This window comes from Streptomyces sp. NPDC033221, assembly GCF_055577005.1.
This window is the reverse complement of sequence record NZ_JBVIQN010000005.1, coordinates 31,732-58,035: the sequence shown is the minus strand read 5'-3', so window position 1 is coordinate 58,035 and position 26,304 is coordinate 31,732. Positions and strand designations below refer to the sequence as shown.

At 72.2% G+C, this 26,304-nt stretch carries 19 protein-coding genes; 13 read left to right on the top strand and 6 right to left on the bottom strand.

The window, feature by feature from the left end; genetic code table 11:
* Window positions 1–155 precede the first annotated feature (155 nt).
* The 4 genes from ACZ53K_RS07985 to sucD all read left to right on the top strand — a co-directional run bounded on the left by ACZ53K_RS07985 (window position 156) and on the right by sucD (window position 4,683).
* Window positions 156–1,124 (top strand): hypothetical protein, encoded by a 969-nt coding sequence (locus ACZ53K_RS07985; RefSeq protein ID WP_468832882.1) that lies wholly within the window; start codon window positions 156–158, stop codon window positions 1,122–1,124.
* A gap of 129 nt (window positions 1,125–1,253) precedes the next feature.
* A complete protein-coding gene (locus tag ACZ53K_RS07980; RefSeq protein ID WP_468832880.1) occupies window positions 1,254–2,165 on the top strand; it encodes a hypothetical protein in 912 nt (303 codons plus the stop codon).
* A gap of 428 nt (window positions 2,166–2,593) precedes the next feature.
* On the top strand, window positions 2,594–3,775 hold the full coding sequence (sucC, locus tag ACZ53K_RS07975) for an ADP-forming succinate--CoA ligase subunit beta (RefSeq protein WP_468832879.1): 1,182 nt from the start codon (window positions 2,594–2,596) through the stop codon (window positions 3,773–3,775).
* Between the two features lie 23 nt (window positions 3,776–3,798).
* A complete protein-coding gene (sucD, locus tag ACZ53K_RS07970) occupies window positions 3,799–4,683 on the top strand; it encodes a succinate--CoA ligase subunit alpha (RefSeq protein ID WP_030641450.1) in 885 nt (294 codons plus the stop codon).
* Window positions 4,684–4,911: 228 nt separating this feature from the next.
* Here sucD and ACZ53K_RS07965 read toward each other — a convergent pair whose 3' ends face one another.
* A complete protein-coding gene (locus ACZ53K_RS07965; RefSeq protein WP_468832877.1) occupies window positions 4,912–7,746 on the bottom strand; it encodes a stealth conserved region 3 domain-containing protein in 2,835 nt (944 codons plus the stop codon).
* Window positions 7,743–8,735 carry a hypothetical protein gene (locus ACZ53K_RS07960; RefSeq protein ID WP_468832876.1) on the bottom strand — a complete coding sequence of 331 codons (993 nt, stop codon included), beginning with the start codon at window positions 8,733–8,735 and terminating at the stop codon, window positions 7,743–7,745. The genes ACZ53K_RS07965 and ACZ53K_RS07960 overlap by 4 nt, the downstream gene beginning before the upstream one ends.
* Window positions 8,736–9,162: 427 nt before the next feature.
* Between ACZ53K_RS07960 and ACZ53K_RS07955 the strand changes: the two genes are divergently transcribed.
* Together ACZ53K_RS07955 and ACZ53K_RS07950 are read left to right on the top strand one after the other, a co-directional pair.
* Entirely contained in the window at window positions 9,163–10,851 is a 1,689-nt protein-coding gene (locus tag ACZ53K_RS07955; RefSeq protein ID WP_468833364.1) for a stealth family protein, read from the top strand.
* Window positions 10,844–12,925, top strand: coding sequence for a PIG-L family deacetylase (locus tag ACZ53K_RS07950; RefSeq protein WP_468832875.1), 2,082 nt, complete (start codon window positions 10,844–10,846; stop codon window positions 12,923–12,925). Before ACZ53K_RS07955 ends, ACZ53K_RS07950 begins: the two co-directional genes overlap by 8 nt.
* Window positions 12,926–12,932: 7 nt before the next feature.
* On the opposite strand, the gene ACZ53K_RS07945 is transcribed toward ACZ53K_RS07950, so the two are convergent.
* Window positions 12,933–13,940, bottom strand: a complete 1,008-nt coding sequence (locus ACZ53K_RS07945; protein ID WP_468832873.1) for a SigE family RNA polymerase sigma factor — start codon at window positions 13,938–13,940, stop codon at window positions 12,933–12,935.
* A gap of 88 nt (window positions 13,941–14,028) precedes the next feature.
* On the opposite strand from ACZ53K_RS07945, the gene ACZ53K_RS07940 reads away from it, so the two are divergent.
* Window positions 14,029–15,987, top strand: coding sequence for a cell division protein PerM (locus ACZ53K_RS07940; protein ID WP_468832872.1), 1,959 nt, complete (start codon window positions 14,029–14,031; stop codon window positions 15,985–15,987).
* A gap of 40 nt (window positions 15,988–16,027) precedes the next feature.
* On the opposite strand, the gene ACZ53K_RS07935 is transcribed toward ACZ53K_RS07940, so the two are convergent.
* On the bottom strand, window positions 16,028–17,119 hold the full coding sequence (locus ACZ53K_RS07935; protein ID WP_468832871.1) for a hypothetical protein: 1,092 nt from the start codon (window positions 17,117–17,119) through the stop codon (window positions 16,028–16,030).
* A 264-nt stretch (window positions 17,120–17,383) separates the two neighbouring features.
* Between ACZ53K_RS07935 and purN the strand changes: the two genes are divergently transcribed.
* A complete protein-coding gene (purN, locus tag ACZ53K_RS07930; protein WP_468832870.1) occupies window positions 17,384–18,037 on the top strand; it encodes a phosphoribosylglycinamide formyltransferase in 654 nt (217 codons plus the stop codon).
* Window positions 18,034–19,593 (top strand): bifunctional phosphoribosylaminoimidazolecarboxamide formyltransferase/IMP cyclohydrolase, encoded by a 1,560-nt coding sequence (purH, locus tag ACZ53K_RS07925; protein WP_468832868.1) that lies wholly within the window; start codon window positions 18,034–18,036, stop codon window positions 19,591–19,593. The genes purN and purH overlap by 4 nt, the downstream gene beginning before the upstream one ends.
* 121 nt (window positions 19,594–19,714) lie before the next feature.
* Here the strand turns inward: purH and ACZ53K_RS07920 are convergent, their stop codons facing one another.
* Window positions 19,715–20,308 (bottom strand): hypothetical protein, encoded by a 594-nt coding sequence (locus ACZ53K_RS07920; protein ID WP_468832867.1) that lies wholly within the window; start codon window positions 20,306–20,308, stop codon window positions 19,715–19,717.
* Between the two features lie 164 nt (window positions 20,309–20,472).
* Window positions 20,473–21,276 (bottom strand): RDD family protein, encoded by an 804-nt coding sequence (locus ACZ53K_RS07915; RefSeq protein WP_468832865.1) that lies wholly within the window; start codon window positions 21,274–21,276, stop codon window positions 20,473–20,475.
* A 290-nt stretch (window positions 21,277–21,566) separates the two neighbouring features.
* Between ACZ53K_RS07915 and ACZ53K_RS07910 the strand changes: the two genes are divergently transcribed.
* From ACZ53K_RS07910 to ACZ53K_RS07895, 4 genes are all read left to right on the top strand, one after another.
* Entirely contained in the window at window positions 21,567–22,421 is an 855-nt protein-coding gene (locus tag ACZ53K_RS07910) for a bifunctional methylenetetrahydrofolate dehydrogenase/methenyltetrahydrofolate cyclohydrolase (protein ID WP_468832864.1), read from the top strand.
* 75 nt (window positions 22,422–22,496) lie between these two features.
* Window positions 22,497–22,925 carry a DUF3017 domain-containing protein gene (locus ACZ53K_RS07905; RefSeq protein ID WP_468832863.1) on the top strand — a complete coding sequence of 143 codons (429 nt, stop codon included), beginning with the start codon at window positions 22,497–22,499 and terminating at the stop codon, window positions 22,923–22,925.
* 102 nt (window positions 22,926–23,027) lie between these two features.
* Entirely contained in the window at window positions 23,028–24,248 is a 1,221-nt protein-coding gene (locus ACZ53K_RS07900) for an NADP-dependent isocitrate dehydrogenase (protein ID WP_468832862.1), read from the top strand.
* 422 nt (window positions 24,249–24,670) lie between these two features.
* Window positions 24,671–26,041, top strand: a complete 1,371-nt coding sequence (locus ACZ53K_RS07895; protein WP_468832860.1) for a helix-turn-helix domain-containing protein — start codon at window positions 24,671–24,673, stop codon at window positions 26,039–26,041.
* Window positions 26,042–26,304: the final 263 nt, after the last annotated feature.

The window sequence follows — 26,304 nt, the reverse complement described above, 5'->3', positions numbered from 1 at the left end:
GAACGGCCCCCGGGGCCGTGCCTCCGCGCCCGAGTACACGATTCCTGGCCGACCGCATCCCCGGTCGACCGTGTCGACCCACTGCCCACCGCTGCCCACTGCTGCCCGCTCCTGTCGGGGCCCGCGTCCCGTCACTCGTCGCGAAGGATCCGCCCGTGTCCGCTGTGCCGGCCCCGTTCGCCGCTGTGCGCCTGCCGCGCACCGTGGCGGTGCGCCGTGCGCTGCTGGCCGGGCTGTTCCTGGCGGGGTTCGTGGCGCTGGGGTTCGCGTTCGGGACCGGCGCCCATGCGGCGGACGGCCCGGCGGGCATGGAACCGCAGCTCGGGGCAGCCGCCCCGGCAGCTCCTCCGGCTCCGCGGACGTCCGGCAAGACAACGGCGGCAGCGGCCGACGCCGGGCGTGAACTGCAGCGCGGCGGCGAGTCCGCCGTGGGCACGGCGTCCGGGACACCGGTCGGCAAGGCCGTTCGGCCCGTGGCCGAGCGAACCGCTCCGGCTGTCGGACAGGCTGCCGGGCAGGCCGCTGGGTCGACTGCCGGGCAGGCCGTCGGGACAGTTGCCGAGCCGGTTACCGCGCCGGTGAGGGACGTGGTGCGCGAGGTGCGCCAGGCGGCGGACGCGGGCACGCTGCCGGTGGAGCTGCCGGACCGCATCCCCGGCCTCGACGGCGATGACGGCGCGGACAACGGGCCTGGTGACGGGCGCGGCGAGCAGCCGGGCCGGGAGCCCGGTCCGCAGCACGGCGCCGGTCCGCAGCGCGGTGGTGCCGGAGCCGCACAGGATGCCGCGCGCGTTGATACGGCGGTATGCGCGTCCGGTTGGGCGCGTACGGATGAGTTTCGGGACGCGTCGCCGCGCCCCGTACGGCACGCCGACTCCGCGACGGAGCGGCAGCCGGGCCAGGGCCACGGCGGCCTCCCCGGGCTCCCCGGCCAGCTCCCGCAGGGTCCCGCCTCGTCGGCCTTGCACACCGCCGGCGACGGTCACGGACCGCGTGGCGGAGACCAGTTCGCCGCCGTACCGGCCCATCCCGCGCTCTTCGGGCTGGTGCCCGGAGGCGTCCTCGCGGCGGCCGAGCCGCCCACGCGGCAGCGTGCCGCCGACATCCTCGAATTCCCGGGCTAGGGCGGACCTTCAGACCTCCAGCGTCTGAACTCCCCGTCCGCAGACGACACGTCTGCACAGGACCTGCCGCGCGGGGGCGGGACAGGTCTGCCCGTCGAACCCCCTGAATTCGAAGGACGTTTCACCATCATGCGTACGCACATCCGTCGTTCCATCGTCGTAGCCGCCGCCGCTTCCGGTCTGTGGGCCCTCGGCTCCGTCGCCGCCAACGCGGCCGACCTGCCCGGCACCGCCGACCTGCCCGCCACCGGCGCGGTCACCGGTGCGGTCACCGACACGGTGCAGGACAAGCTGCCGGCCGGCGACGTGACCGGCACCGCCAAGAAGACCGTGGACGGCGTGGCCGGCCAGGTCACCGGGCTCACCGGCGGCGACGTCCACACCCAGGACCTGCCCACCACCCCGAAGCTCCCCACGTCCCCGGAGCTGCCCGCCACCGGTGACCTGGGCAAGGCCGCGGACCTGGGTAAGGTCACGGACCTCGGCAAGGCCACCGGCCAGCTCCCCACCAATGGCCTCCCCACCGCTGACCTCCCCACCGACGCCGTCCAGGGCGCCCTGGGCACCGCCCGCCCCGTCGTCGACAGCACCACCGCCGACGTCCTGCCGCCTGTCGCCCAGCGCGCGGTCGGCAAGGTCGTGCCGGTCGCCCAGGGGGCCGTCGGCGGTGTCGGCCTGCTGGCCGGTGACGTGACGGGTCAGGCGACCCCGTTCGTGCAGGGCGTCGCGGGCGGTGCGCAGACCTTCGTGCAGGGCATGGCCACGGACGCCACCCCGTTCGCGCAGGGCCTGGCGGGCACCGTCACGAACGACGCCTCGGGCATCGCCGGCAGCGCCACCGCGGGCGTGCAGGGCGTGCTCCCGGGCCAGACCGTTCCCACCGTGCCTGCCGTGCCTGCTGCGCCCACCGCGCCGGCCGTGCCCGTCGACCTGACCAACCCCGCCAACATCCCGGCGCTGCCGACCCTCCCCGGTGCCTCGGCCCTGCCGACTCTTCCGGGTGCCTCGACCCTGCCGACCCTCCCGGTCCAAGGCGTCTGACCGTCCCCGGCGGGCGGCCGGGCGTACGCACAGGGTGGTGTGCCGTACGCCCGTACCGCCGTCCGTGACGGAGTGAGCGAGCAGCCGGGCGGCTCCCTCCCTTGGGGAGGGAGCCGCCCGGCTTCGCGCTGCGCGAGGGTCCGCCGGGCCCGGACAGCCCGGCCCGTCGTCCACCTGCCGACCGCGCCGGTACCCCTCTGTGATCTGTGACCGTCGTCTCTGTGACTGTTATCACCGCCGCAGTGTGATCTGCGATTTAGGGACCCTGGTCCTGCGGGGATAACCTGCGAGACGGACATGCCGCGTACCGGTCACCGTGTACGCCTCCCTCAGTGACAGCGCAGTCACGTTGCCCTTCGCGGCACGCCCATGCAGACAACGAACCGCGATCACTACGGCGATTCTGAGTAGACAAGGGACGGACGCGCGTGGACCTGTTCGAGTACCAGGCGAGGGACCTCTTCGCCAAGCACGGTGTACCGGTGCTGGCCGGTGAAGTCATCGACACGCCTGAGGCGGCACGCGCGGCGACCGAGCGCCTCGGCGGCAAGTCCGTCGTCAAGGCGCAGGTGAAGGTCGGCGGCCGCGGCAAGGCCGGCGGCGTGAAGCTGGCCGCGACCCCGGACGAGGCCGTCGCCCGAGCGACGGACATCCTCGGCATGGACATCAAGGGCCACACGGTCCACAAGGTGATGATCGCCGAGCTGTCCCCGGAGATCGAGGCGGAGTACTACGTCTCGTACCTCCTCGACCGCACCAACCGCACCTTCCTGGCCATGGCCTCGGTGCAGGGCGGCATGGACATCGAGGAGGTCGCGGAGAAGACCCCCGAGGCCCTCGCGAAGGTCGCGGTCAACGCCGTCGAAGGCGTGGACATCGAGAAGGCCCGCGAGATCGTGGCCCAGGCGAAGTTCCCGGCCGAGGTGGCCGAGGGTGTCGCCGAGGCCATGGTGACCCTGTGGGAGACCTTCGTCGCCGAGGACGCGCTCCTCGTCGAGGTCAACCCGCTGGTGAAGACCAAGGACGGCCGCATCCTGGCCCTGGACGGCAAGGTCTCGCTCGACGAGAACGCCGACTTCCGCCAGGCCGACCACGAGGCCCTGGAGGACAAGGCAGCGGCCAACCCGCTCGAAGCCGCTGCCAAGGCCAAGGGCCTGAACTACGTCAAGCTCGACGGCCAGGTCGGCATCATCGGCAACGGCGCGGGTCTCGTCATGAGCACCCTCGACGTCGTCGCGTACGCCGGTGAGAACCACGGCAACGTCAAGCCCGCCAATTTCCTCGACATCGGCGGCGGCGCCTCCGCCGAGGTCATGGCGAACGGCCTGGAGATCATCCTTGGCGACCCGGACGTCAAGTCCGTGTTCGTCAACGTCTTCGGCGGCATCACCGCCTGCGACGAGGTCGCCAACGGCATCGTCCAGGCCCTGGAGCTGCTCAAGTCCAAGGGCGAGGACGTCAACAAGCCGCTGGTCGTCCGCCTGGACGGCAACAACGCGGAGCTGGGTCGCAAGATCCTGAGCGACGCCAACCACCCGCTGGTCCAGCGCGTGGACACCATGGACGGCGCGGCCGACAAGGCCGCCGAGCTCGCCGCGGCTGCGAAGTAAGGGATAGAGGGAACCAGACCACCATGGCTATCTTCCTCACCAAGGACAGCAAGGTCATCGTCCAGGGCATGACCGGTGCCACGGGCATGAAGCACACCAAGCTCATGCTGGGCGACGGCACCGACATCGTCGGCGGCGTCAACCCGCGCAAGGCGGGCACCGAGGTCGACTTCGACGGGACCTCCGTACCCGTCTTCGGCTCCGTCGCCGAGGCGATGGAGAAGACCGGCGCCGACGTGTCCGTCATCTTCGTGCCGCCGAAGTTCGCCAAGGCCGCCGTCGTCGAGGCGATCGACGCCGAGATCGGCCTGGCCGTCGTGATCACCGAGGGCATCGCGGTGCACGACTCCGCCGCCTTCTGGGCGTACGCGTCGAGCAAGGGCAACAAGACCCGCATCATCGGTCCGAACTGCCCCGGCCTGATCACCCCCGGCCAGTCCAACGCCGGCATCATCCCGGGCGACATCACCAAGCCCGGCAAGATCGGTCTGGTGTCGAAGTCCGGCACGCTGACCTACCAGATGATGTACGAGCTGCGCGACATCGGCTTCACCTCGGCCGTCGGCATCGGTGGCGACCCGGTCATCGGCACCACCCACATCGACGCTCTGGAGGCCTTCGAGGCCGACCCGGAGACCGAGCTGATCGTCATGATCGGTGAGATCGGCGGCGACGCCGAGGAGCGTGCGGCCGACTTCATCAAGGCCAACGTCACCAAGCCGGTCGTCGGCTACGTCGCGGGCTTCACCGCGCCCGAGGGCAAGACCATGGGCCACGCCGGCGCCATCGTCTCCGGCTCCTCCGGCACCGCCCAGGCGAAGAAGGAGGCCCTGGAGGCCGCCGGCGTCAAGGTCGGCAAGACCCCGTCGGAGACCGCGCGCCTGGCGCGCGAGATCCTCGTCGGCTGATCGCGGCAGCGCATCGGGCGCGGGCCCGCACCCCGGAAGGGGTGCGGGCCCGCGCCTTTTGCGTGGCTGTGGGGCGCGGCGGTCTCGCCCGGGAGCACGTGAGCCCATGGCCGGTCATGTACGCGGCCGGACGACGGTCGCCGCCACCACCCATGCCACTGCCCCGGTGCATCAACACCGGGGCAGCGGAACAGCAGGTCAGCGGGCCGGGCCGATACCGCCCGCCGCTCAGCTCTTCTCGTAAGGCGATCGGACCGGGAAGTACGCCCCGAGGAAGGCGCGCAGGACGCGGTCCTGCTCGTCGGCGGGGACTTCGGCCTCCGCGGATTCGCCGATGCAGAACACGCTGTGGCTGCGGGTGGCGAGCATACGGCTGAGGCGGGAGTGGTGGGCGTAGTCACCTGCGTTGACGTACGAGCAGGAGATCGTCGACGGGGCGGAGCGGCCCGTCAGGTAGCCGTAGTGGTGGTGCAGCGAGGAGACGATGGACAGGTCCGTGGTCTCCCGGAAGCGGTTGGCCGCGGTGGCCGTGGTCTCCTCGGGGAACTTCTCGGCGATCTCGGCGAGGACGCTGCGGCGCAGCGGGTGTGGGGTGTGCAGGAAGCCGTGGGTGGCGGTACGCCCGAAGTGGCGCTGGAGCAGGGACCGATTGTTCTTGCCGGCCGCGAAGTACCCCTCGTCATCCTCGGACAGCTCGCTCGGGGGGACGGCGGTCGGCGAGCGGAAGAAGTTCGCCAGGCCGTTGCTGTTGAAGAAGGAGCGGGCGGTCAGGGGCCGGCCGAGGAACACGTCGTCGTTGAAGTAGAGGAAGTGCTCCGACAGGCCCTCGATGCGGTGCAGCTGGCTCTCGATGGCGTGCGAGTTGAAGGTGGGCAGCTGGGCCGGGTCGGCGAAGATCTCCCGGTGGCTGACGACCTTGATGCCGGGGTGCTCGGTGTTCAGCCAGGCGGGCGTCTGGTCGTCGGTGACGAGGTAGATGTTGCGCACCCACGGCGCGTACATCGCGAGCGAGCGCAGGGAGTAGCGCAGCTCGTCCCGGTTGCGGAAGCGCACGTCGCCGCTGTCCGCGTCGGCGCCGGTGCTGATGCCGGCGGCGCGCTTGGCGGCGTCACGGCGCTCGCGCCACTGGGGGTCGGCGTCGTCGACCCAGGTGTAGACGACGTCGACGGGGAAGTCGATGTCCCACATGAGCCGGTCGGTGAACGGCGCGAGGGTGGGGTGGTCCCGCTCGCCGACGCGCAGGGTGGCGTCGGCCTTGAGGGACGGGACACGGGGGCCGATGAGGGTGGTGCCGCGCGGGGCGCTGCGCCAGCCCGGCATTTCCTCGGTCTCGTCGTTCTCGGTCCAGAACTCGATGGTGCAGCCGAAGGCGGGGCCGTAGCGCAGGGTGCGGCTCTCGGTGGTCAGCGGCTTGAACACCCGCAGGCCGGCGATGTCACCGGCCTCGCGCAGCCGCTCGGCGAGCACGGCCCCTGGTGCCGCGCCGCGCGGGGTGATCAGCTCGGCGTACACGGGCTTGCCGTGCAGGTCGGCGGCGAGCGCTTCGAGGACCTGCGTACGGCGCTCCACCTCGACGGCGACGCGGTAGGAGGTGCCACCGTCCCGGAGCAGGACGTACGGGATGCCGTGGGCGGCCAGCGCGTCGGTGGCGATCTCCAGGTTCCACTCCGCCATGCGCGGGGCGAGGACGTCGTCGCGTACCTCGGCGAGCCGGCCGGCGGAGCGTACGAGGGTGCCGGTGCGGTCCTGGGCCTGGAGCAGCACCTCGCGGGCCTTCTGCTCGTCCGCGGAGGCGGACAGGACGCTGACGGGAGCGGCGATGTTGAAGCTGCGGCTGCCACCGGCCGCGGCGCGCCGCGCCGTGCGGTCGGCGCGCTCGGCCAGCCGGCGGGGGTCGTCGCGCCGGGCCACCAGGCGGGTGAACAGCTCTTCCCACCGCTTGGTGATCTCCTCGGCGCCGAAGCGTTCGTGCACCCCCTGGCGTGCGGCCGCGCCGTAGGAGCGGCGCAGGTCGTCGTCCTCCATGAGCTTGCTCATGGCGACGGCCAGCGACTCCTTGTCGCCGGCGGGGACGAGCAGTCCGTCGACGCCGTGCCGGACGATCTCGGCGGGGCCGGTGACGATGTCGTAGGCGACGACGGGCACGCCGGCGGCGAAGACCTCCAGCAGGACGAGGGGGAACGCCTCGTTGCGGGACGGCAGGACGGCCAGCCCGGCCTTGGCCCACTCCTGTTCCATGTCGGAGGACCGGCCGAGCAGCTGCACGCGGTCGTGCAGGGCCAGGCCGTCGATGATGCGGCGCAGTTTCACTTCCTGCGGCCCGTCACCGAAGATCCGCATCACCCAGCCGGGGTGCTCGTCGGCGATGGTGGCGAATGCCTCGATGGCCTGGTCGAGCTGCTTCTCCGGCGTCATGCGGGCGGCCAGCACGATGACCTTGCCGTCCAGGTCGGAGCGGGGCCGGAAGCCGCTGGGAACGGCGTTGGGGATGGCGGTCAGCTCGGGGGCGGCGGCCCCCAGCGAGTCGGCGAACCAGTCGTTGGTGCGCTCGGTGAGGGAGACCAGGGCGTCGACCCGGGGCGCGTACACGAGCAAGGGCTCGCCGCCGACGCCGCGCAGTTGAGAGGCGCGGTGTTCCTGGTGGACGGTGATCACGCGGGACGGCACGAGTTCGGCCGCGGCGGCCATCAGTGCCGGTGTGGTGGTGATCAGGACGTCGGTCTCCAGGGAGCCGAGCGCCGTGCTCATCTCGATGTCGGAGAGCCGGTCGAAGGTGGCTTCCCAGGCGGGCTTGATCAGTTCACTGGGCAGCGAGGTGAGGGTGCGGCACGCCTGTTCGTCCAGGTCGCTGGCGCGTACCGGCCTGTCGTAGGGGCCGGTGCGGTCGACGAGGTAGCGCCGGGGTATGGAGTGGCCGGCCGAGAAGAAGGGGTCCTCGCGGGTCTTGAAGACGCTGATGACCTCAACGTCGTGGCGCGGGGCGAGGTGCGCGGCCTGGGTGTAGGCGGCCATCTCCGTACCGCCCATCTCGTCACCCCAGGTGAGCAAGAACGTGATCTTCATCGGGCGGTTTCCTCGGTGGTGGTGTAGGCGGCACAGCTGACCGCGAAGGCTCCGGCGGCCGAGAGGTGGGCGTGCACGCGCAGCAGCGTGCCGTCCTCGACGGCGATGGTGCGGAAGGGAACTCGGAAGACTTTTTTGGGATGGCGCACGTCGGTGAGCCGGCGGCAGATCTTGATGCGGTTGCGGCCGCGGCGCAGCTGGATATCCCACATGCGCTGGGCGCGGGTCCCGCCGGCCATGGCGGCGAGCGGCACGTCGAAGGTGAAGTGGTCGCCGTCCCAGGTGAGGTCGACGGGGACGGTGGCTCCCGAGCCGCGGCGCACGGCCTCGGCTCGGTACTCGTCCCTGGGGCCGCGGGCGGCGAGCAGCCTGCCCCGCACCGTGATGCGGTCCCAGCGCAGCTCGTAGGTGTCCAGCTCGGCCTGTTCGCGCGGCTCGGAAACCTTGATCATCGCGAAGCCGTCGACGGAGCGCACCGGCCGGAAGACGGCGCCGCTGGTGGCGCTCGGCGGGTGCGGAAGGGTCGGGCCGTCGGAGGCGTACGGTTCGGCCGCCGTGACGCTGAACACGTGCTGGGCGCCGGATGTCTCACGCAGGGCGACGCTCAGCCGCCACACGCCGTCGTCGAGCCGCAGACCGTCGAGGCCGGCGTCGTGGCGGGCGTGGCGCAGCGACGCGGTGGCGGTGAGCAGGACGGTGCCGTCCGGCTGCCGTTCGGTCTCCATCGTGGCCATGCGTCGCTGGCCGCGGTGTTCCAGGACGAGGCGGGCCGCTTCCACGCCGGTGAGACCGGCCGGGCAGGGCACTGCGACGTTGAGGGTGCGTCCGCCGAGAACGGAGAGGTGGACCGGGCGCAGCGAGGCTCGGGGGCCGCGGGTGCCGAGCGCCGGGACGGTGTTCATCCGCTCCACGCGGCGGCGGACCCGGCCGGCCGTGCTGCGGGCGCGTTTGACCGCCCCTACTGCGTGGGACAGCAGAGCTTCGCTCATGGTGCTTCGCCTTCTCCTTCAGCATGCGGCCAGCGCATGGTGTCAAGGATGCATTGACGCAGCAAATCGTTCGATAGAGACAATAAGAGACCTAGATCACTTTGTGAGAAGGCATCCTGAGTGCCCTATACGTCCTCTTCGATGGTGTGGACGGCAGATCTACCCCGACATCCCCCACCTTTTTAGGATAAATGTAAGGTGAAGGAGTGATGAACGACCGGTAGGCCACCGTGTCGAGAGCAACTCCGCGACGGGGAGAACCAAGGGCATGAAGCAGAGCGAGGCGGCGCGCGCCGGGGGGCGCGCACCGGGGGGCAGACCGCAGGCCGCGCGCGGCGCGGCGCAGCATCCGGCCGGTGCCGTGCCCGGCGCCGACGGAGCCGTCAACGCCGAAGCGTCGCCCCTCGTCGCCGTCTACCGCAAGGTGATGCCCACGCGGGTGCGCCGGGCCATCGCCGGCCGGTACTCGCCCGAGATGCGGCGCAGCATCAAGCGTGCGCTGAGCACCGCCTCCGCCGGGCGTCCCCTGAACCAGGTGCGCGGCAGTGCCCTGACCACCCTCCACCGCTCGCTGATCACCGCCTCCGGCGGGACCGTCCTGACCGTCGACGGACGCCCCCGGGTCGGCTTCGTCGAGCCCCGGCTCTCCCCCGAGACCGCGCGCCGCGCCAACCTGGGCGCGGTCACCGCGACCCTGGAGGACGCGGGCATCGATTACTTCTGCGTCCGCAGCCGGCAGGACGGAGCGACCACCGTCGCGGTCTCCGCGGCCGACCGAGGCCGTACCCTGGCCGCCCTGCAGAAGCTCTGCCGCACGCTGCCCGCCTACTTCGGCCCGCAGCACGACGGGGACGGGCGGGTCACTCCCGCCTACCCCGCCGCGGGCTGGCGCCGTCACGCGCGCGCCGCGTCGCTGCGGCTGTTCTGGTACCGCACGGAGCGCACCCGCCGCCTGGTGCTGGGCCCCGAACACGGCTGCGACATCGAGTTCTGGAAGCCCGAGGACGGCCGGCTGACCGCTCCGCGGCGCAACGACGTCACCGAGTCCGTGGCCGCCGGCGCCGCCTCCGTCCAGGTCGAGGCCGCGACGTTCACCGCGCCTTACGGGACCCGGGACGTCTCCCCCCTCATGGTGCGTACGCGTGAGGAGTTCACCACCGTCCTGCCGCACGACATCGCCTTCCCCATCGATGTCGTCTACACCTGGGTCGACGGCGAGGACCCGGCCTGGCAGCGCCGCCGGGCCCGCTACTCGGGCACCGCGTACCACGAGGAAGCGGCCAACGCGGCGCGCTACGCCAACCACGACGAGCTGCGCTACTCCCTGCGCTCGCTCGCGATGTACGCGCCGTGGGTACGCAACATCTACCTCGTCACCGACGACCAGACGCCCGCCTGGCTCGACACCCGGCAGCCCGGGATCACCGTCGTCAGCCACCGCGAGATCTTCGCCGACTCCAGCGTGCTGCCGACGTTCAACTCGCACGCCATCGAGAGCCAGCTGCACCACATAGCGGGCCTCTCGGAGCACTTCCTGTACTTCAACGACGACGTGTTCCTGGGCGCCGAGATGCGGCCCAAGGACTTCTTCCTCGCGAACGGCCTGACCAAGTGCTTCCCGTCGCCCGCACTGGTGCCGCTCGGTCCGCCCTCCGCCGAGGACGTACCGGTCTCCATCGCGGGCAAGAACAACCGCGCGCTGATCCAGGAGCGCTTCGGCACCACGCCGGTGCGCAAGATGCGCCACGTACCGCACGCGCTGACCCGCACCGTCCTCGCCGAGATCGAGGAAGAGTTCGCCGAGCAGCACCAGCGGACCGCGGCCCAGCGGTTCCGCAGTGACGAGGACATCTCCATACCGTCCTCGCTGTACCACTACTACGCGTTCCACACCCGGCGCGCGCTGACCAGCGACCTTCCGTACGTCTACATCGACGTCTCGAAGCCGAACGCGGCGAACCGGCTCGACCGGCTCCTGCTGCACCGCGACAAGAGCGTCTTCTGCCTCAACGACACCCTGTCGACCGAGGCCGACTTCGAGCAGCGCACCGGGCTGCTGCACCCCTTCCTGGAGGCGTACTTCCCGGTGCCCAGCCGGTATGAGTCGCATGTCTGATCGGCTGGGAGCCGCCGCTCAGACCGCCCGTCCCAGCCGCCGTGCCGTCGCCCTGGGCCTCGCCGCCCTGACCGTGGCGGGGTGCGGCGCACCTGCCGAGCGACCGCGGGGTGGCGGCGGCAGCGCGCCGGCCGGCCGGCGCGGGGCGGTGGCCGCCGCCGACGACGGCACCAGCGGCGCCCGCATCATGCAGATCCTCGCCCACCCGGACGACGACCTGTACTTCATGAATCCCGATCTCCAGCAGTCCATCGACGCCAACGACCAGCTCGTCAGCGTCTACGTCAACTGCGGGGAGACCGGCGGGCGCAACAAGATCCCCGGCAGCACGATGCCGCCGAAGGCCGATGTGGCCGCCTACGCGGGCGCGCGCAGGCAGGGCCTCCGCCAGGCCTACTCGCTCATGGCGACCGGCCGGCCCGACGCGCGGTGGGACCTGAAGGCCGACAAGCTGCCCGACGGCACACTCATCGAGACCGATACGCTCGCGGACCACCCCGGCCTCCAGCTCGTCTTCCTCGGGCTGCGCCAGCACTCCTCCTACGGCCGCGGCCCGAGCCGCGGCCTGCCCGACCTGTGGACCGACCCGGCGATGGTCACCAGCACGCTCGTCAGCACCGGCTCACCCGTGCGCGACCCGCACCGGATCACCCGGGCGAGCCTGATCGACACCCTGGTCCACCTGCTGGAGCAGTACCGCCCCACGCTCGTACGGACCATGGACCCGGACCCGGACATGCAGGTCCACGACGGGAAACACCGGCTCCACCACGACCAGCACGGTTACTCGGACCATCCGGACCACACCGCCGCCGCACTGTTCACCTACGCCGCGCTCGCCCGCTACCAGGAGTCCGGGAAGGGCCGCCAGTACCTGGTGACCGCCTACCGCGGCTACTACAACGAACGCTGGCCGGACAACCTGCCCAAGCAACTGATCCGGGCCAAGGCCGATGTGCTGAACGCGTACGGCGGCAACCCCGGCTCCTGCGGATTCGCGGCCGGCTGCGGTGACTACGACGTCGGCCGGGACCGTTCCTACGGCACCGGCTGGCTGCAGCGCACCACGCCGCGCCACCCCGCCGCCGGTCCGCAGGCCCGCCCCGCGCCCGACGGGCGGCTGACCGCGTTCGCCGTACTGGCGGGCCAGGCCGCCATGTGGCAGGAGACCGGCCGCGGCAGCGGCAAGTGGGCCGCGCCCCGGCTGCTCGGTGGCGACGGGCTGCTGCCCGGCCTGACCGCGGCACTCACCGAGGACGGCCGCTGGCAGCTCTTCGCCGAGCGGATCGCCGCGCTCGGCCGCACACGACAGGACAACCGCCGCGAGATCGTCACCGCCGAACAGGCCCGCAAGGGCGGGCCGTTCGGCGCCTGGTCCTCGCTCGGCAACCCCGAGACCGACCCGGACCACGGCCGCCGCGTCGGTGGCCCCGTAGTGACCCGGGCCGCCGACGGCAGCACCTACCTCTTCGTCCGTACTTGGGCCAAGGGCGTCGCGGTCCGCCGGCGCACCGACGGGGAATGGGACGGCTGGACGGACCTGGGCGGCGCCGAGGTACAGGAAGGCCTGAGCGCCGTCACCGACCGCGAAGGACGGGTGCACCTGTTCGGTGCGGCGCACGACACCGTCCACCACTGGGCGCAGCAGCGTCCCGGCGGCGACTTCACGCTCCTGCCGACCGGACTGCCGGCGCCCGCCGACCCGCCCACGGCGCTGGCCCGCCCCGACGGCACGATTCTGCTCGCCTTCCGGGAAGCCGGCAGCGCCCGTCCGCTCGTCCACACCCTGCCCGCCGGCGGCGGCGCATGGCGGCCCGAGCAGGTGGATCTGGTCGCCCGGGGTTATGGCATGCTCGCCCTCCACCCCGCCCACGACGGCGTGCTGCTGGCATCCCGTAACAACAACGGCAGCACCAGCCTCGCGACCATCGGCACCCGCAAGACGCCACGCTGGTCCACCGTCGCCGGCCGGGTCACCGGCAGCATCTGCCTGACCGGCGCTGCCGACGCCCGCCCGGTCCTGGTCCGGCTGGCACCGGACGCGACGCTGCACAGTGAGACGGTGAAGGGCTGAAACCCCTCTAACGCGCCTCCGGGGCGAGGAGGCCCGACCGGGCCGTCTTCCGGTGCACCGCGCCGATGGCCGCGGCCTGCCGGGTGCGGTCGTGCCGTACCCGCTGCGTACCGGCCGTACGGGCCCCCTGGGCCTTGGCGCCCGGCGTGGCGGACGCGGACACGGCCGGGGGGCCGGCCTCGGGGTGCCCGGGGAACGTGCCCGCCTCGTTGACGAGGGTGAAGGCCGTCGCCGCCGCGATGACGGCCGTGAGCCCGAACGCGCCCTGCGTCATCCGGCTCACCGTCCGCTCGCTGCCGTTGCGTACGACCCGGGCGGGCGGCGGCGCCACCGGCTGTGTGGCTGCCAGCCCGGCCAGCCGTTCGCGCAGGATCTCCCTCTGGCGCGCCGGTGGCTCGGCCGCCAGGCCGAACTGTGGCACCCGGTCGGCGATGGCCAGGCGCGCGTGCAGCAGTCGCCCGGCCGTCGCGGGTGTACTGGCCTCCACCTCGGCTGCCGTCTCGCTCAGATCCAGGCCGAGACCGTCGTGCAGAAGCAGCGCCCGCCGGTAAGCGGTGGGCAGGCTGAGTACGGCGTCCCGCAGCGCTCGCTGCGGGGGAGTGGGGGGCGGCGGGGCGGGGGCCTTGGGTGACGGACGTTGCCCGGCTCGCACATCCGGGCGCATACGGTGCCAGGGCGACAGCGCGTACTCGTGCACCATGGCCCGCACCCGGCCCGCCGGGTCGGGATCGACCGCCACCTCGGGCCAGCGCTGCCAGGCCGCCTGGAACGACCGTTCAACGGCTTCCTGGGAGAGGTGGTAGTGACCGGTGAGCACGATCGCCTGGCGGGTCAGGTCGGGAGCGTGCCGTGCGTAGAGGGCGTCGAAGGCGGCTGCGGGGGTGGGGTGTGCAGGCCGGTTCTCCGGACCTGATGGGCCGTCAGAGGGGATGTGGGGGGCGGGCTCTGACGGGGCATCGGCGGTACCCGTTGTGCGCTCGGCGCGTCCAGGGCGTCCGGCACGTCTCGACGACATGAAAAGGTACATAAGCATATATTGAGCGACACGTCCGGTAATTGCCTGCTCCATGGCGGAAACGTGTGTTGTTGGCAGCATGGCGGGTGTGAGCCAATTGACCGACCGCGGCCCGACGTTGTCCTCGCGTGGCCGCGCCTCCACCCAGCGGTCCTCCGCGCTCGGCACCGCCTTCCTCGGCGGGGTGCTGGCGGCGGGGCTCGGGCTCGGGGCCTCCGCCGTCGCGGTACTGCTGCTCTGGGTGGTCTCCCCGTACCCGGACAGCGACCCGTCCCGTGCCCTGCACCTCGCCGCCGACCTGTGGTTTCTCGCCCACGGCAGCGACCTCGTACGGACCGTGGCCGCCTCCGGCGGCACCTCGCCCGTCGCCGTGACGCCACTGCTCCTGATGGCCCTGCCCCTCTGGCTGCTGTACCGGTCCGCCCGGCACATCCTCGAATCCCCTCCGCACCCCGCCCACCGTCCGAAGACCGCCAGCCCGAGCCTCCTCCACCCGGAGGACATCGACGAGGAGCCCACGCCCCGCCTCCTCCTCGGCTGGCTGCTGTCGGGATACCTGGTCGTCGCGGGCGCCGCCCTGCTGTACGCCTCGACGGGCCCGCTGTACGTCGAGGCCCTGAGCGCCCTGTTCTCCGTACCGGCCGTCGCCGCCGCGACCCTGGCCGTGGCGGGCTGGCGCTCCCTCGGCCGCGCCGCTTTCGTCCCGCTGCCCGGCCCGGTCCAGCGCGCCCATGACCGGCTGCCGGCCGGGCTGCGGGCCTCGCTGGAAGGCCGCCGGCTGAGCACCGCGGTGCGCGCGGGCGCGGCGGCCGCCCTGGTGCTGCTGCTCTGCGGCGCGCTGCTGGTGCTCCTCGCACTCGGATGGCACGCGCTCGCGGTCCGGTCCGAATTCCTCGCCCTCACCCACGACTGGGCGGGCCGGTGCACCGTACTGCTGCTCAGCCTCGTACTGCTGCCGAACGCCGTCGTATGGGGGCTGGCGTACGGCCTCGGCCCCGGCTTCACGCTCGGCGCGGGCAGCACGGTCGGCCCGCTCGGCGCCGCCGGATATCCGGTCCTGCCGCACTTCCCGCTGTTCGGCATGGTCCCCGAGGCGGGCGGCGCCGGGCCGCTGCACTGGCTGACCGCCGCGGTACCGCTCGCCGCCGGACTGGCGGTGGCCCGGTACGGCGCGCTCTCCGCGAAGGGGTACGCGGCTGCCGCACGCGCCGGTGCCACTGCCCTGTCCGGGAGCGGCGCCACGCCGGCCGAGCAGGCGACGGATACCGCGCGGACGCCGGACGCCGAGTGGACCGCCTGGCGGGAGACGGCCGTGGCCGCCGGGTACGCGGCTCTCGGCTGCGGGGTGGTGTCGGCGCTGCTCGCCGGGCTGGCGGGCGGCGCACTGGGCAACTCGGCACTGGCCCGCTTTGGGCCCGGCTGGTGGCAGACGGGGCTGGCCGCGCTGGGCTGGACGGCACTGATCGGCATCCCGGGCGCCCTTGTCGCGCGCGCCTGGTGGCTGCGCGGCGTGCCGCGCCCACCGAAGCCCGAACGGAAGCCGCGCGTGAAGCTCCGTACGCGGATGCGGCACGGGGTGAAGCGGCTCACCTTGGTGGTCGTCCATGCCACCGGGCGGTGGACGTGGGCCGCCTGCCGCTTCTGCTGGAGGGCACTGAGACGTACGGCCGGCAGGGCGGAACAGCACGACCACGCGTACGACCACGCGTACGACCGCGACCACGGTCACAGGCGCGGACATGGTCGCGACCCGAAGCTCGCCTACAGCAGCAGCCACGACGTAGGCCCGCACCCCTCCCCGGCCCCACCTCCACCTCTGACTGCACAAACCGCTCCACCGCCCCCGCCCACACCCTGGCACGACGCCAGCACCCGGCGGGCCCGCTGGTCGGCGCTCCGCGCCTCCTCCGGCGGCCTGATGACCGACTTCGAACCCACCGCACCGCCCCACGAAGCGCCGCCCTACGAGGCCGCACCCCACACAACACCGCCCCACGAGGAGGCCCCCGGAAACACCTCAGCCGCCGGCCCCGAGGGCGGCGGCTGAGACGGACGGCACCCGGCTTTCGACGCGGCGCGCTGCCGGGCTACTCCTGCTGGGCGCTGAGCAGCGGGCGCAGCTGCTCGGGGAGCAGCTTCTCGCAGGAGTGCTGGGCGGACCGGGTCAGGGAGTCGTTCACGCAGGTGAAGTAGTCGCGGTAGACGAACTGGAGCGTGAAGGTGGCCGCCACCATGGCCAGCGCCAATGTGGCGGTGACCAGCCCGGCCACCGCCGCGGTCGTCTGCGGGCGAGTGGAGACGGGCGCCGGTGCGTGGCCCGGTGCGGTGGCGCCGGAGTCCGTACGGGGTGCGGCCTGGCCCGAGACGTCGGCGGCCGTGGCGCGCGCGCTGCCGGACCGCGCGCCATTGCCCGTGCGTGCCGGTTTGGCGCGCAGGGAGCTGATGCCCCAGTACAGGGCGAGGGTCGCCAGCAGGAGCGCGATCTCCGGCAGGTTGAACAGGACGAAGAAGAAGCCCCACATGCCGGCGAGCAGTGCGTAGCGGGCGCGGCGCTGGGCGGGGTCGGTCGGGTCCCATCGCAGCCCGCCGGAACCGCCCTGGCCGCCTTGGCCACCCGGCCCCTGCTGGCTGCCGTTGCGGCCGCCCTGCCGCGTACCGAAGCCGCCGCCCTGGCGGCCCGGCTGCCGGCTGCTCCACTGGTTGCCCCAGGCGGGCGGCTGCCGGTCCCCGGAGCCGTCCTGGTCGCCGCCTTGGTCCCGGCCCTGCCCGTGGCGGGGCTGCCAGGGCTGGTCGGGGGCGTCGGCGGGCGGCGGCGCGAACGGGTTATCGCGGCCCTGCTCGCCCTGGCCCCGGTCCCGGCCCCGGCCCGCACCCTGATCCTGATCCCGGTCCCGGTCCTGTCCCGAGGGGTGGGAGTGGGCCCGCTCCCTGGCCGGACCGCCGGAGGTCCCGGCCCCCGCCGTCCCGCCGGAGTCCGACGGACCTGCTGAGGAGCCCGACGCGTCGGACGCCCCCGACGACCCGGACGTGCCCGACGAACCCGGAGCGCCGGCGGAGCCGGAGGACGGCTTGCGCTCGCGCAGCAGCGCCGCCCCTGGAGCGGCGGCGGGCTGGGGGCACCTCCCAGCGGTGGCCGGGAGAGGGAGGAGGAGGGCCGCGCGGCGGTGTCGGTCCGGCATCTGGAGTGTGTCTTCCCCTTGTCTCGTCCGTACGTCCGACGGGTGGGCCGGGCGGGCGGATACCACGAACAGCGTGCGTTCTCACGCCCGACGCTACCTCTCGCGTGCGCCCCCGTCCCGTGGGGGCCGCGCGGTGTGCCGGTATCGTTGCTGACGGTCGGCGCCTTCGTAGGGTTCCCCGGTTTTCGGCTACCCATGGTTTTGTACGACCGCACAACATCGCACACCGCCGTACAGCAGCACCGCGCGAGAAAGAGCCCCGCCGTGGCCTCCGCTTCCTCTTCATCCGCTGTTCCCGCCGCTCCCCCGGCCCGCATCGTCGTGCTCGTCTCCGGTTCCGGGACGAACCTGCAGGCGCTGCTCGACGGCATCGCCGCCGAGGGGGCTCTCGCGTACGGGGCCGAGGTGGTCGCGGTCGGCGCCGACCGCGACGGCATCGCCGGGCTGGAGCGCGCCACGCGGGCCGGGCTGCCGACCTTCGTGTGCCGGGTCAAGGACCACGCCGACCGGGCCGCCTGGGACCGCGCGCTGGCCGAGGCCGTCGCCGCGTACGAGCCGGACCTCGTCGTCTCGGCCGGTTTCATGAAGATCCTGGGCGCGGAGTTCCTCGCCCGGTACGGCGGGCGGATCATCAACACGCATCCGGCCCTGCTGCCGAGTTTTCCCGGTGCCCACGGCGTCCGCGAGGCCCTCGCGTACGGCGCCAAGGTCACCGGGTGCACCGTCCACTTCGTCGACGACGGCGTCGACACCGGCCCGGTCATCGCCCAGGGCGTGGTCGAGATCCGGGACGAGGACGACGAATCCGCGCTGCACGAGCGCATCAAGGAAGTCGAGCGCAAGCTGCTCGTCGAGGTCGTGGGGCTGCTGGCCCGGCACGGCTACCGCATTGAGGGACGAAAGGTACTGATCCCGTGACCGCCGAAGCAACGAAGCGGCCCGTACGCCGGGCGCTGGTCAGCGTCTACGACAAGACGGGCCTCGAAGAACTGGCCCAGGGGCTGCACACGGCGGGCGTCCAGCTCGTCTCGACCGGCTCGACGGCCGCGAAGATCGCGGCGGCCGGTGTGCCGGTGACCAAGGTCGAGGAGCTGACCGGCTTCCCCGAGTGCCTGGACGGCCGGGTCAAGACGCTGCACCCGAAGGTGCACGCGGGCATCCTCGCCGACCTGCGGCTGGAGGACCACCGCCGGCAGCTCGACGAGCTGGGTGTGGAGCCGTTCGACCTGGTGGTCGTCAACCTCTACCCGTTCAGCGACACCGTGGCCTCCGGCGCCGAGCCGGACGCGTGCGTGGAGCAGATCGACATCGGCGGGCCCTCGATGGTGCGCGCCGCCGCCAAGAACCACCCCTCGGTCGCCGTGGTCGTCAATCCGGACCGCTACGCGGACGTGCTGAAGGCGGTCGCCGACGGCGGCTTCGGTCTCCAGGAGCGCAGGCGGCTGGCGGCCGAGGCGTTCCGGCACACCGCCGAGTACGACGTGGCGGTGGCCTCCTGGTTCGCGGGTGACTACGCGGGCGACGGCGGCGAGTTCCCCGGCTTCCTCGGTGTGACGTACGAGCGCAAGAACGTGCTGCGCTACGGCGAGAACCCGCACCAGGCGGCCGCGCTCTACACCGGTGGCTGCGGCGGTCTGGCCGAGGCCGAGCAGCTGCACGGCAAGGAGATGTCGTACAACAACTACACGGACATCGACGCCGCGCGCCGGGCCGCGTACGACCACACCGAGCCCTGTGTGGCCATCATCAAGCACGCCAACCCGTGCGGCATCGCGATCGGTGACGACGTCGCCGAGGCGCACCGCAAGGCGCACGCCTGCGACTCGCTCTCCGCCTTCGGCGGCGTCATCGCCGTCAACCGCCCGGTGTCCGTGGCGATGGCCGAGCAGGTCGCGGAGATCTTCACCGAGGTCATCGTCGCCCCGGACTACGAGGACGGCGCGGTCGAGGTGCTGGCCCGCAAGAAGAACATCCGGGTGCTGCGCTGCCCGGAGGGCCCGCGGCCGCCGGCCGAGTTCAAGCCGATCGACGGCGGCGGCCTGGCCCAGGTCAAGGACGTGCTCCAGGCCGAGGGCGACGACCCGGCCAACTGGTCGCTGGCGGCCGGTGAGGCGCTGAGCGACGCCGAGCTGGCGGAACTGGCCTTCGCCTGGCGCGCGTCGCGCGCCGTGAAGTCCAACGCGATCCTGCTCGCCAAGGACGGCGCCACGGTCGGCGTCGGCATGGGCCAGGTCAACCGCGTGGACTCGGCGAAGCTGGCCGTGCAGCGGGCCGGCGAGGAGCGGGCGCGCGGCTCCTATGCCGCCTCCGACGCGTTCTTCCCGTTCCCGGACGGTCTGGAGGTGCTGCTGGAGGCGGGCGTCAAGGCCGTCGCGCAGCCCGGCGGTTCGGTCCGTGACGAGCAGGTGATCGAGGCGGCGAAGGCCGCGGGCGTGACGATGTACCTGACCGGGACGCGGCACTTCTTCCACTGAGCCGCACGGCCCGGTACGCCGCCGTACTGAGCCGTACTGAGCCGTACCGACGCGAAAGGCCCGTCTCCCGCGTACCGCGGGGGCGGGCCTTTCGCGTGTCCTGCGTGTCAGGTACGGAACCTCAGTACCGGGGACGCATGAACCACGCCTGGCTCTCCTGCTTCGCCGCGAAGACGATGATGAGGATCGACAGCACGAAGTTCGGGATGCCGTAGAGGCCGATGGCGAACGGAATGCTGCACAGGACCGACACGGCACCGAAGATGATGCTGCCGACGCGGATTCCGTTGCCGCCCTTGGCGTACTGGAGCGCCAGCACCAGGGCGATCGCCGCGTAGGCCGCCTGGAGGATCATGACGACGATCAGCGCGCCCTTGCCGACGGCGAACATGCTCGCGGTGTCCCCGCTGAAGCCGTTGTAGTTCGCCGAGGCGCTGCTCACCTGGTTCAGGGCGACGGTGACGCCGATGATGCCGAGGACACCGGTGGCGGCGAGGATGAAGAGCATGACGCGGGCGGCCTTGGTGCTGCCGGGCATCTGGTTCGGCGCGGGTATGCCGGGCATCCCGCCCGGACCCATCGGCCCCGCGGGGAACGGCGCGTAGGGCTGCTGCGGCTGCATCGGCTGCTGCTGCGGGTAGCCGTACTGGGGCTGGGGAGGGCCCTGAGGCTGGCCCTGCGGCGGGCCGTAGGGGTTCTGGTTCGGGTAGCTCACGCGTGTGTCCTTCGAGCGGTGTGACCTGGTGTCAGCCGGTGCTGCGCGGTTCCGGCGGTCCCGGGTGAGATAAGAGATCGATAAGAGCCTACGGGTCGGCGAAGGCCCCCTCGCGCCATTGTGCGTGAGGGGGCCCGGGGCCGGATGAGCTGCCGTACGGAGACCTACTGAGTACGGATGACCACCGTGCTGACGATCTTGTCGGCGAAGGTCTGGGACTTCTCGTCCCACAGCGGCCACCAGTAGCCGAGACCGCACAGCGGACCGTCCACCGCGTGGCAGATCTTGCGTCCGAAGGCCAGGCCGAAGCCGAGCGGCTGCCCGTTCGACTCGCGCACGACGCGGATGCCCAGGGCCTTCTTGCCCGGGGTCTGGCCGGTGGAGCCTTCCTTGGCGATCATGAAGATCATGCCGGCGAGGCCGAGCAGCGCGCCGAGCGCGATCAGGACGAGCGCGAAGGCGGGGGTGCCGACGGAGTCGTTGGCGTTGTTGTAGGCGTCCTGGATGCACTGGTAGTTGGTGCCGCAGTAGGACGTGTCCGGGATCGAGGTGGTCGTTTTGGCGGCGGCCACGATCATCCCGATGACGTAGAGGATGGTCGGGAGCAGGCCGAAGATCAGTCCGTCGAGCAGCGCCGCGCCCACCCGCGCACCCCAGCTCGCATAAGCCTGCGGCCCGCCCATTCCCGGCATTCCGGGCTGCCCGTACGGGGCACCCTGCTGCGGGTAGCCGTACGCCTGCTGCTGGGGCACCTGCGGCGGCTGGCCGTACGGGGCCTGCGGCTGCGGCGGGGCCTGCTGCGGGTAGCCGTAGCCCGGCTGGGGCTGTGCCTGCTGGGGGTAGCCGTATCCCGGCTGGCCCTGCGGCGCCTGGGGCGGCTGGCCGTACGGGGCCTGCGGCTGCTGGCCGTACGGGCCGGGCTGGCCCTGCGGCTGGCCGTAGGGATTGTTCGGGTCGCCAAAGCTCATTGGCTGGTTTCCTCCGTTGTTGTTTCAGTGGGGGACGACAGGGCGTGCTCGGAGGAAAGCTTGGATCAGTGGCCCGCCCCCCGATGATGCCTGCGGCACTGAACGGCAATCTTTCTAGTTGCGCAATATTCTTGTCCAGTCAAGGGGGGCAGGTGTTGTGCAAGTGCAATGATCGATTCCGCAATTGCATTTCGGTCATCTCCGGTCATCGCTCTTGTCAGCGGCCATAGCGCGCCCCGACAGCCCGCCCTGATTGGAACGGGAGTGGCTTCATCCGGGAGGATGGGGGTATGAGCGCCCAGATTCTCGATGGCAAGGCCACCGCCGCCGCGATCAAGTCCGAACTCGCCGTCCGCGTGGAGGCACTGAAGGCCCGGGGCATCACTCCCGGACTCGGCACCCTCCTGGTCGGCGACGACCCGGGAAGCCGCTGGTACGTCAACGGCAAGCACCGCGACTGTGCCCAGGTCGGCATCGCCTCCATCCAGAAGGAACTGCCGGACACCGCCACGCAGGAGGAGATCGAGGCCGTCGTACGGGAGCTGAACGAGGACCCGGCCTGCACCGGCTACATCGTCCAACTGCCGCTCCCCAAAGGCATCGACACCCACCGCGTCCTGGAGCTGATGGACCCGGCCAAGGACGCCGACGGCCTGCACCCGGTGAGCCTGGGCCGGCTGGTGCTGGGCATCGACGGGCCGCTGCCCTGCACCCCGTACGGCATCATCCAGCTGCTGCGCCACCACGGCGTGGTGATCAACGGGGCGAACGTGGTCGTGGTCGGCCGCGGCATCACCGTCGGGCGTTCGATTCCGCTGCTGCTGACCCGCAAGTCCGAGAACGCCACCGTCACCCAGTGCCACACCGGCACCCGTGACCTGGCCGCGCAGCTCAAGCAGGCCGACATCGTGGTCGCCGCCGCGGGTGTGCCGCACATCATCAAGCCCGAGGACGTCAAGCCGGGCGCGGCCGTGCTGGACGTCGGTGTCAGCCGCGACGAGAACGGCAAGATCGTCGGCGATGTGCACCCCGGCGTCGCCGAGGTGGCCGGCTGGATCTCCCCGAACCCGGGCGGCGTCGGCCCGATGACCCGCGCCCAGCTGCTGGTCAACGTCGTCGAGGCGGCCGAGCGCGCCGCGGGCTGAGCCCGCGGCACCGCACCTCCCGCAGCACCGGAACTTACGCAGCACCGGAACGGATACGGAAAGGGACAGCCACCCATGAGTGCCGAAGCGCACGCGGAAGGCGCCTCCGAGCCGCAGCGGCCGTCGCGCCGTTTCCCGCGGATCACCACCGACACCGCGCGGCCGGAGGGCGGCGCCCGTACCGCCCCCGGCAGCGCCGCCCCGCCCGCCCGCCAGTGGCCACTGCTGGCCGTCATGGGCGGCGTGGCCCTCGGGCTGTTCATCGTCGCCCTGGACGGCTTCCGGATCGGGACGCTCCTGATCGGACTGTCCCTGCTGGCCGGGGCGGTGCTGCGCCGGGTGCTGCCGAAGGTCGGCATGCTGGCCGTACGGTCCCGCTTCACGGACATGGCGATCTACGGCGGGCTGGGCCTGGCCATCGTCCTGCTGGCGCTGATGGCGCAGCCCAAGCCGTGGCTGAAGATCCCGTTCCTGGACGATCTGGTGCACTTCACGGTCTGGTGAGCCGGGCGGTACGCGGCTCTCCACGCCATTCGCGTGACGTCCGCCCGCGCGCCGCCCCCAGGGGCGGCCGGCGGGCCCCGCCGCCCGGTACCTTGGCGGCCCATGGCCAAGATCAAGGTTGCCCAGCCCGTCGTCGAGCTGGACGGCGACGAGATGACCCGCATCATCTGGTCCACCATCAGGAACAAACTGGTCCTGCCCTACCTCGACGTCGACCTGGACTACTTCGACCTGGGCATCGAGCACCGCGACGCCACCGGCGACCAGGTCACCGTCGACGCGGCCCACGCGATCAGGCGGCACGGCGTGGGCGTCAAGTGCGCCACCATCACCCCGGACGAGGCGCGGGTCGAGGAGTTCGGCCTCAAGGCGATGTACCGCTCGCCCAACGGCACCATCCGCAACATCCTCGGCGGCGTCATCTTCCGTGAGCCGATCATCATGCGGAACGTGCCCCGGCTCGTACCGGGCTGGACGGAGCCGATCGTGGTCGGCCGGCACGCCTTCGGCGACCAGTACCGCGCCACCGACCTCAGGATTCCCGGTCCCGGCACCCTCACCCTGACCTACACGCCCCAGGACGGCGGCGACCCGGTCGAGCTGGAGGTCCACGACTTCCCCGGGCCCGGCGTCGCGCTCGCCATGTACAACCACGACGAGTCGGTCCGCGACTTCGCGCGCGCGTCCTTCCGCTACGGCCTGGCCCGCTCGTACCCGGTGTACCTGTCCACCAAGAACACGATCCTCAAGAAGTACGACGGCCGGTTCAAGGACCTCTTCCAGCAGGTCTTCGACGCCGAGTTCAAGGCGGACTTCGACGCCCGGGGCCTGACGTACGAACACCGCCTGATCGACGACATGGTCGCCGCGGCCCTGAAGTGGCCGGGCGGCTACGTCTGGGCCTGCAAGAACTACGACGGGGACGTCCAGTCCGACGTCGTGGCCCAGGGCTTCGGCTCGCTCGGCCTGATGACCTCGGTCCTGATGTCCGCCGACGGCCGGACCGTCGAGGCCGAGGCCGCCCACGGCACGGTCACCCGGCACTACCGCCGCCACCAGCAAGGCAACTCCACCTCGACCAATCCGATCGCCTCGGTCTTCGCCTGGACCCGCGGGCTGGCCCACCGCGGCGAACTGGACGGCACCCCCGAAGTCGGCGCGTTCGCACGGACGCTGGAGCGGGTCTGCGTGGAGACCGTCGAGGGCGGCCGGATGACCAAGGACCTGGCGCTGCTCATCTCGAAGAACCAGCCGTACCTGACCACGGAGGAGTTCCTCGACGCGCTCGACATCGGGCTGCAGAAGGCGATGGCCGACGCCTGAGCGCGGGCCGGGTACGGCGGCAGTACGGCAGTAGGCCATTACGGCAGTACGTACAGTACGGCGGCCGTGGGCGATAACCGGCCCGCCACGGGCCGGAAGTGGGCGAAACCGTACGCCGACGTTCCGAAGATGTCCCGCGATCGGTGCCCGGCGGCGAGCGCCCGACGTCAACGCGGCTGCCGTGCCGCCCATTTGCCACGCCCTCCGGCGTGGGCAAGCGGAAGTGTACGGGCGTGCACGTCCGCATGTCCGTCGCGCGAACGCTCCCGTGCGCCTCGCAGAAGGGAACTGGCATCCTGACTCTGAGCATCCCTTTGGGTAATCACCGGGGCGGGCTGCGGGGGTCGCGCCCCGGCGAAGGAGTGGACGCAAGAGCACTGGACCGGCGCAACCAGGCGCATATGGGGGGTTAGGGGGAGGCAATGCCTCGCTGGAGGGCGCTACCGGAAGAACTCGATCCGCAGGTGAAGGAGTTCGCCAACCAGCTGCGCAGGCTCGTGGAGCGCAGCGGGCTGAGCGTGGCCGCCGTCGCGGACCGTACCGGTTACAGCAAGACCTCGTGGGAGCGCTACCTCAACGGGCGGCTGCTGCCGCCGCAGCGTGCGGTGGTGGCGCTGGCCGAGGCGACCGGTACACACGCCGGGCACCTCACCACGATGTGGGAGCTGGCCGAACGCGCCTGGAGCCGTTCGGAGATGCGGCACGACGTCACCATGGAGGCCATCCGGGTGGCGCAGGCGCGGGCCGCGCTCGGGGAGTTCGGCCCGGCGCCGGGCAAGGCGGCCAAGTCCCGCACCAAGGAGAAGGTCAAGGGCAAGGCCAAGGACCCGGCCACGGGCAAGGGTACCGAGCGGGACGCGGAGCAGGACGGAAGGTCCGGTTCCGGTGACGGACCGGCGTCCGCCGCACCGCCCCGGCGCGGTGACGAACTGCCGTCCGCTGCGGACTTCCCCGGCCTGGCCGCGTCGTCCGCGCCCCCGGCACCGGACGCGCCTCCGCTGAAGCCCATCGCGGACACCGGCCACACCGGCGACCCCGATGGCACCGGTGACCCCGACCGGCCGGACCGGGTGGTCTGGCCCCGCCTGACCAGCTACTCCGACGCCGCTCCCGTGCCCCCGCCGTCCCGGTACGAGACACCTTCGTACGACGTGCCGCGGCAGGACTCCGGCAGCCGCCCGACGGGCCCTGACGCGGCGCACCGGCCGGCGGAACCGGTACCGCCCGCGAGCCCTGCGGACGACACCGAACGGCAGCTCCGGCGCCGTCGCGTCACGATGTTCCTGGCCGGGGTCGTCGGCGCGCTGCTGGTGATCGCCGCCGCGGTGCTGCTGCTCGACATCGGCGGCGGCGAGAAGGGCAAGCAGGCGGCGCCCGCGCCGTCGGCGTCCCCGAGCAAGAAGCCGGTGCTGCCCGCCGGGGTGAAGTGCGCCGGGGCGGACTGCGCGGGCAAGGACCCCGAGGCGATGGGGTGCGGCGGCCGGAACGCCACCAGCCCGTCCCGGGGGTTCGCCGGAAGCTCCCTGATAGAGGTGCGCTACAGCAAGGTGTGCGGTGCCGCCTGGGCCCGTATCACCGCGGCCGCGCCGGGCGACCAGGCGTCGGTCAGCTCGGGGGGCCGGACCGAGAAGGCCGCCGCCGGGCAGGACGGCGACGCGTACACCGCGATGGTCCCGGTGTCCGGTGACCCGGCGAAGGTCGCCGGGTGCGGGACGACCGCGGCGGGCGTGAAGGGCTGCGCGAAGCCGGTGCCGTCGGGGTCGGGGGCGGGATCGGGGCGGAGCGCCGGGTGAGATGACCCGGGCAGGCACCGCATCCAGGAGGAAAGCCGCATACCAGCCGTTCCGGGAAGGTCCGTACGGCGGGGATTGCCCGCGCGGATCCGGGGCAGGGGCATGGATGACCCCCCACGGGTGCGGCACCATCGGGCGGCCGTCCGCGCTCCCCCCTCCTTGAGCGGGCGGCCGCCCGCCACGCACCCGCGGGGGCTCCGCAGGACCTCCGCGGGTGCCCCGGTGAGGCGTTCCACACCGGCCCGGGGGCAGTGCGGCGCGGC

Bases quoted from the DNA above. Each gene is read 5' to 3' on its own strand.
- ACZ53K_RS07895 (WP_468832860.1), top strand. From the start codon at position 24,671: ATGCCTCGCTGGAGGGCGCTACCGGAAGAACTCGATCCGCAGGTGAAG.
- ACZ53K_RS07980 (WP_468832880.1), top strand. From the start codon at position 1,254: ATGCGTACGCACATCCGTCGTTCCATCGTCGTAGCCGCCGCCGCTTCC.
- ACZ53K_RS07965 (WP_468832877.1), bottom strand. From the start codon at position 7,746: ATGAAGATCACGTTCTTGCTCACCTGGGGTGACGAGATGGGCGGTACG.
- ACZ53K_RS07910 (WP_468832864.1), top strand. From the start codon at position 21,567: ATGAGCGCCCAGATTCTCGATGGCAAGGCCACCGCCGCCGCGATCAAG.
- ACZ53K_RS07955 (WP_468833364.1), top strand. From the start codon at position 9,163: ATGCCCACGCGGGTGCGCCGGGCCATCGCCGGCCGGTACTCGCCCGAG.
- sucD (WP_030641450.1), top strand. From the start codon at position 3,799: ATGGCTATCTTCCTCACCAAGGACAGCAAGGTCATCGTCCAGGGCATG.
- ACZ53K_RS07935 (WP_468832871.1), bottom strand. From the start codon at position 17,119: ATGCCGGACCGACACCGCCGCGCGGCCCTCCTCCTCCCTCTCCCGGCC.
- ACZ53K_RS07905 (WP_468832863.1), top strand. From the start codon at position 22,497: ATGAGTGCCGAAGCGCACGCGGAAGGCGCCTCCGAGCCGCAGCGGCCG.
- ACZ53K_RS07945 (WP_468832873.1), bottom strand. From the start codon at position 13,940: ATGTCGTCGAGACGTGCCGGACGCCCTGGACGCGCCGAGCGCACAACG.
- ACZ53K_RS07900 (WP_468832862.1), top strand. From the start codon at position 23,028: ATGGCCAAGATCAAGGTTGCCCAGCCCGTCGTCGAGCTGGACGGCGAC.
- ACZ53K_RS07915 (WP_468832865.1), bottom strand. From the start codon at position 21,276: ATGAGCTTTGGCGACCCGAACAATCCCTACGGCCAGCCGCAGGGCCAG.
- ACZ53K_RS07960 (WP_468832876.1), bottom strand. From the start codon at position 8,735: ATGAGCGAAGCTCTGCTGTCCCACGCAGTAGGGGCGGTCAAACGCGCC.
- ACZ53K_RS07950 (WP_468832875.1), top strand. From the start codon at position 10,844: ATGTCTGATCGGCTGGGAGCCGCCGCTCAGACCGCCCGTCCCAGCCGC.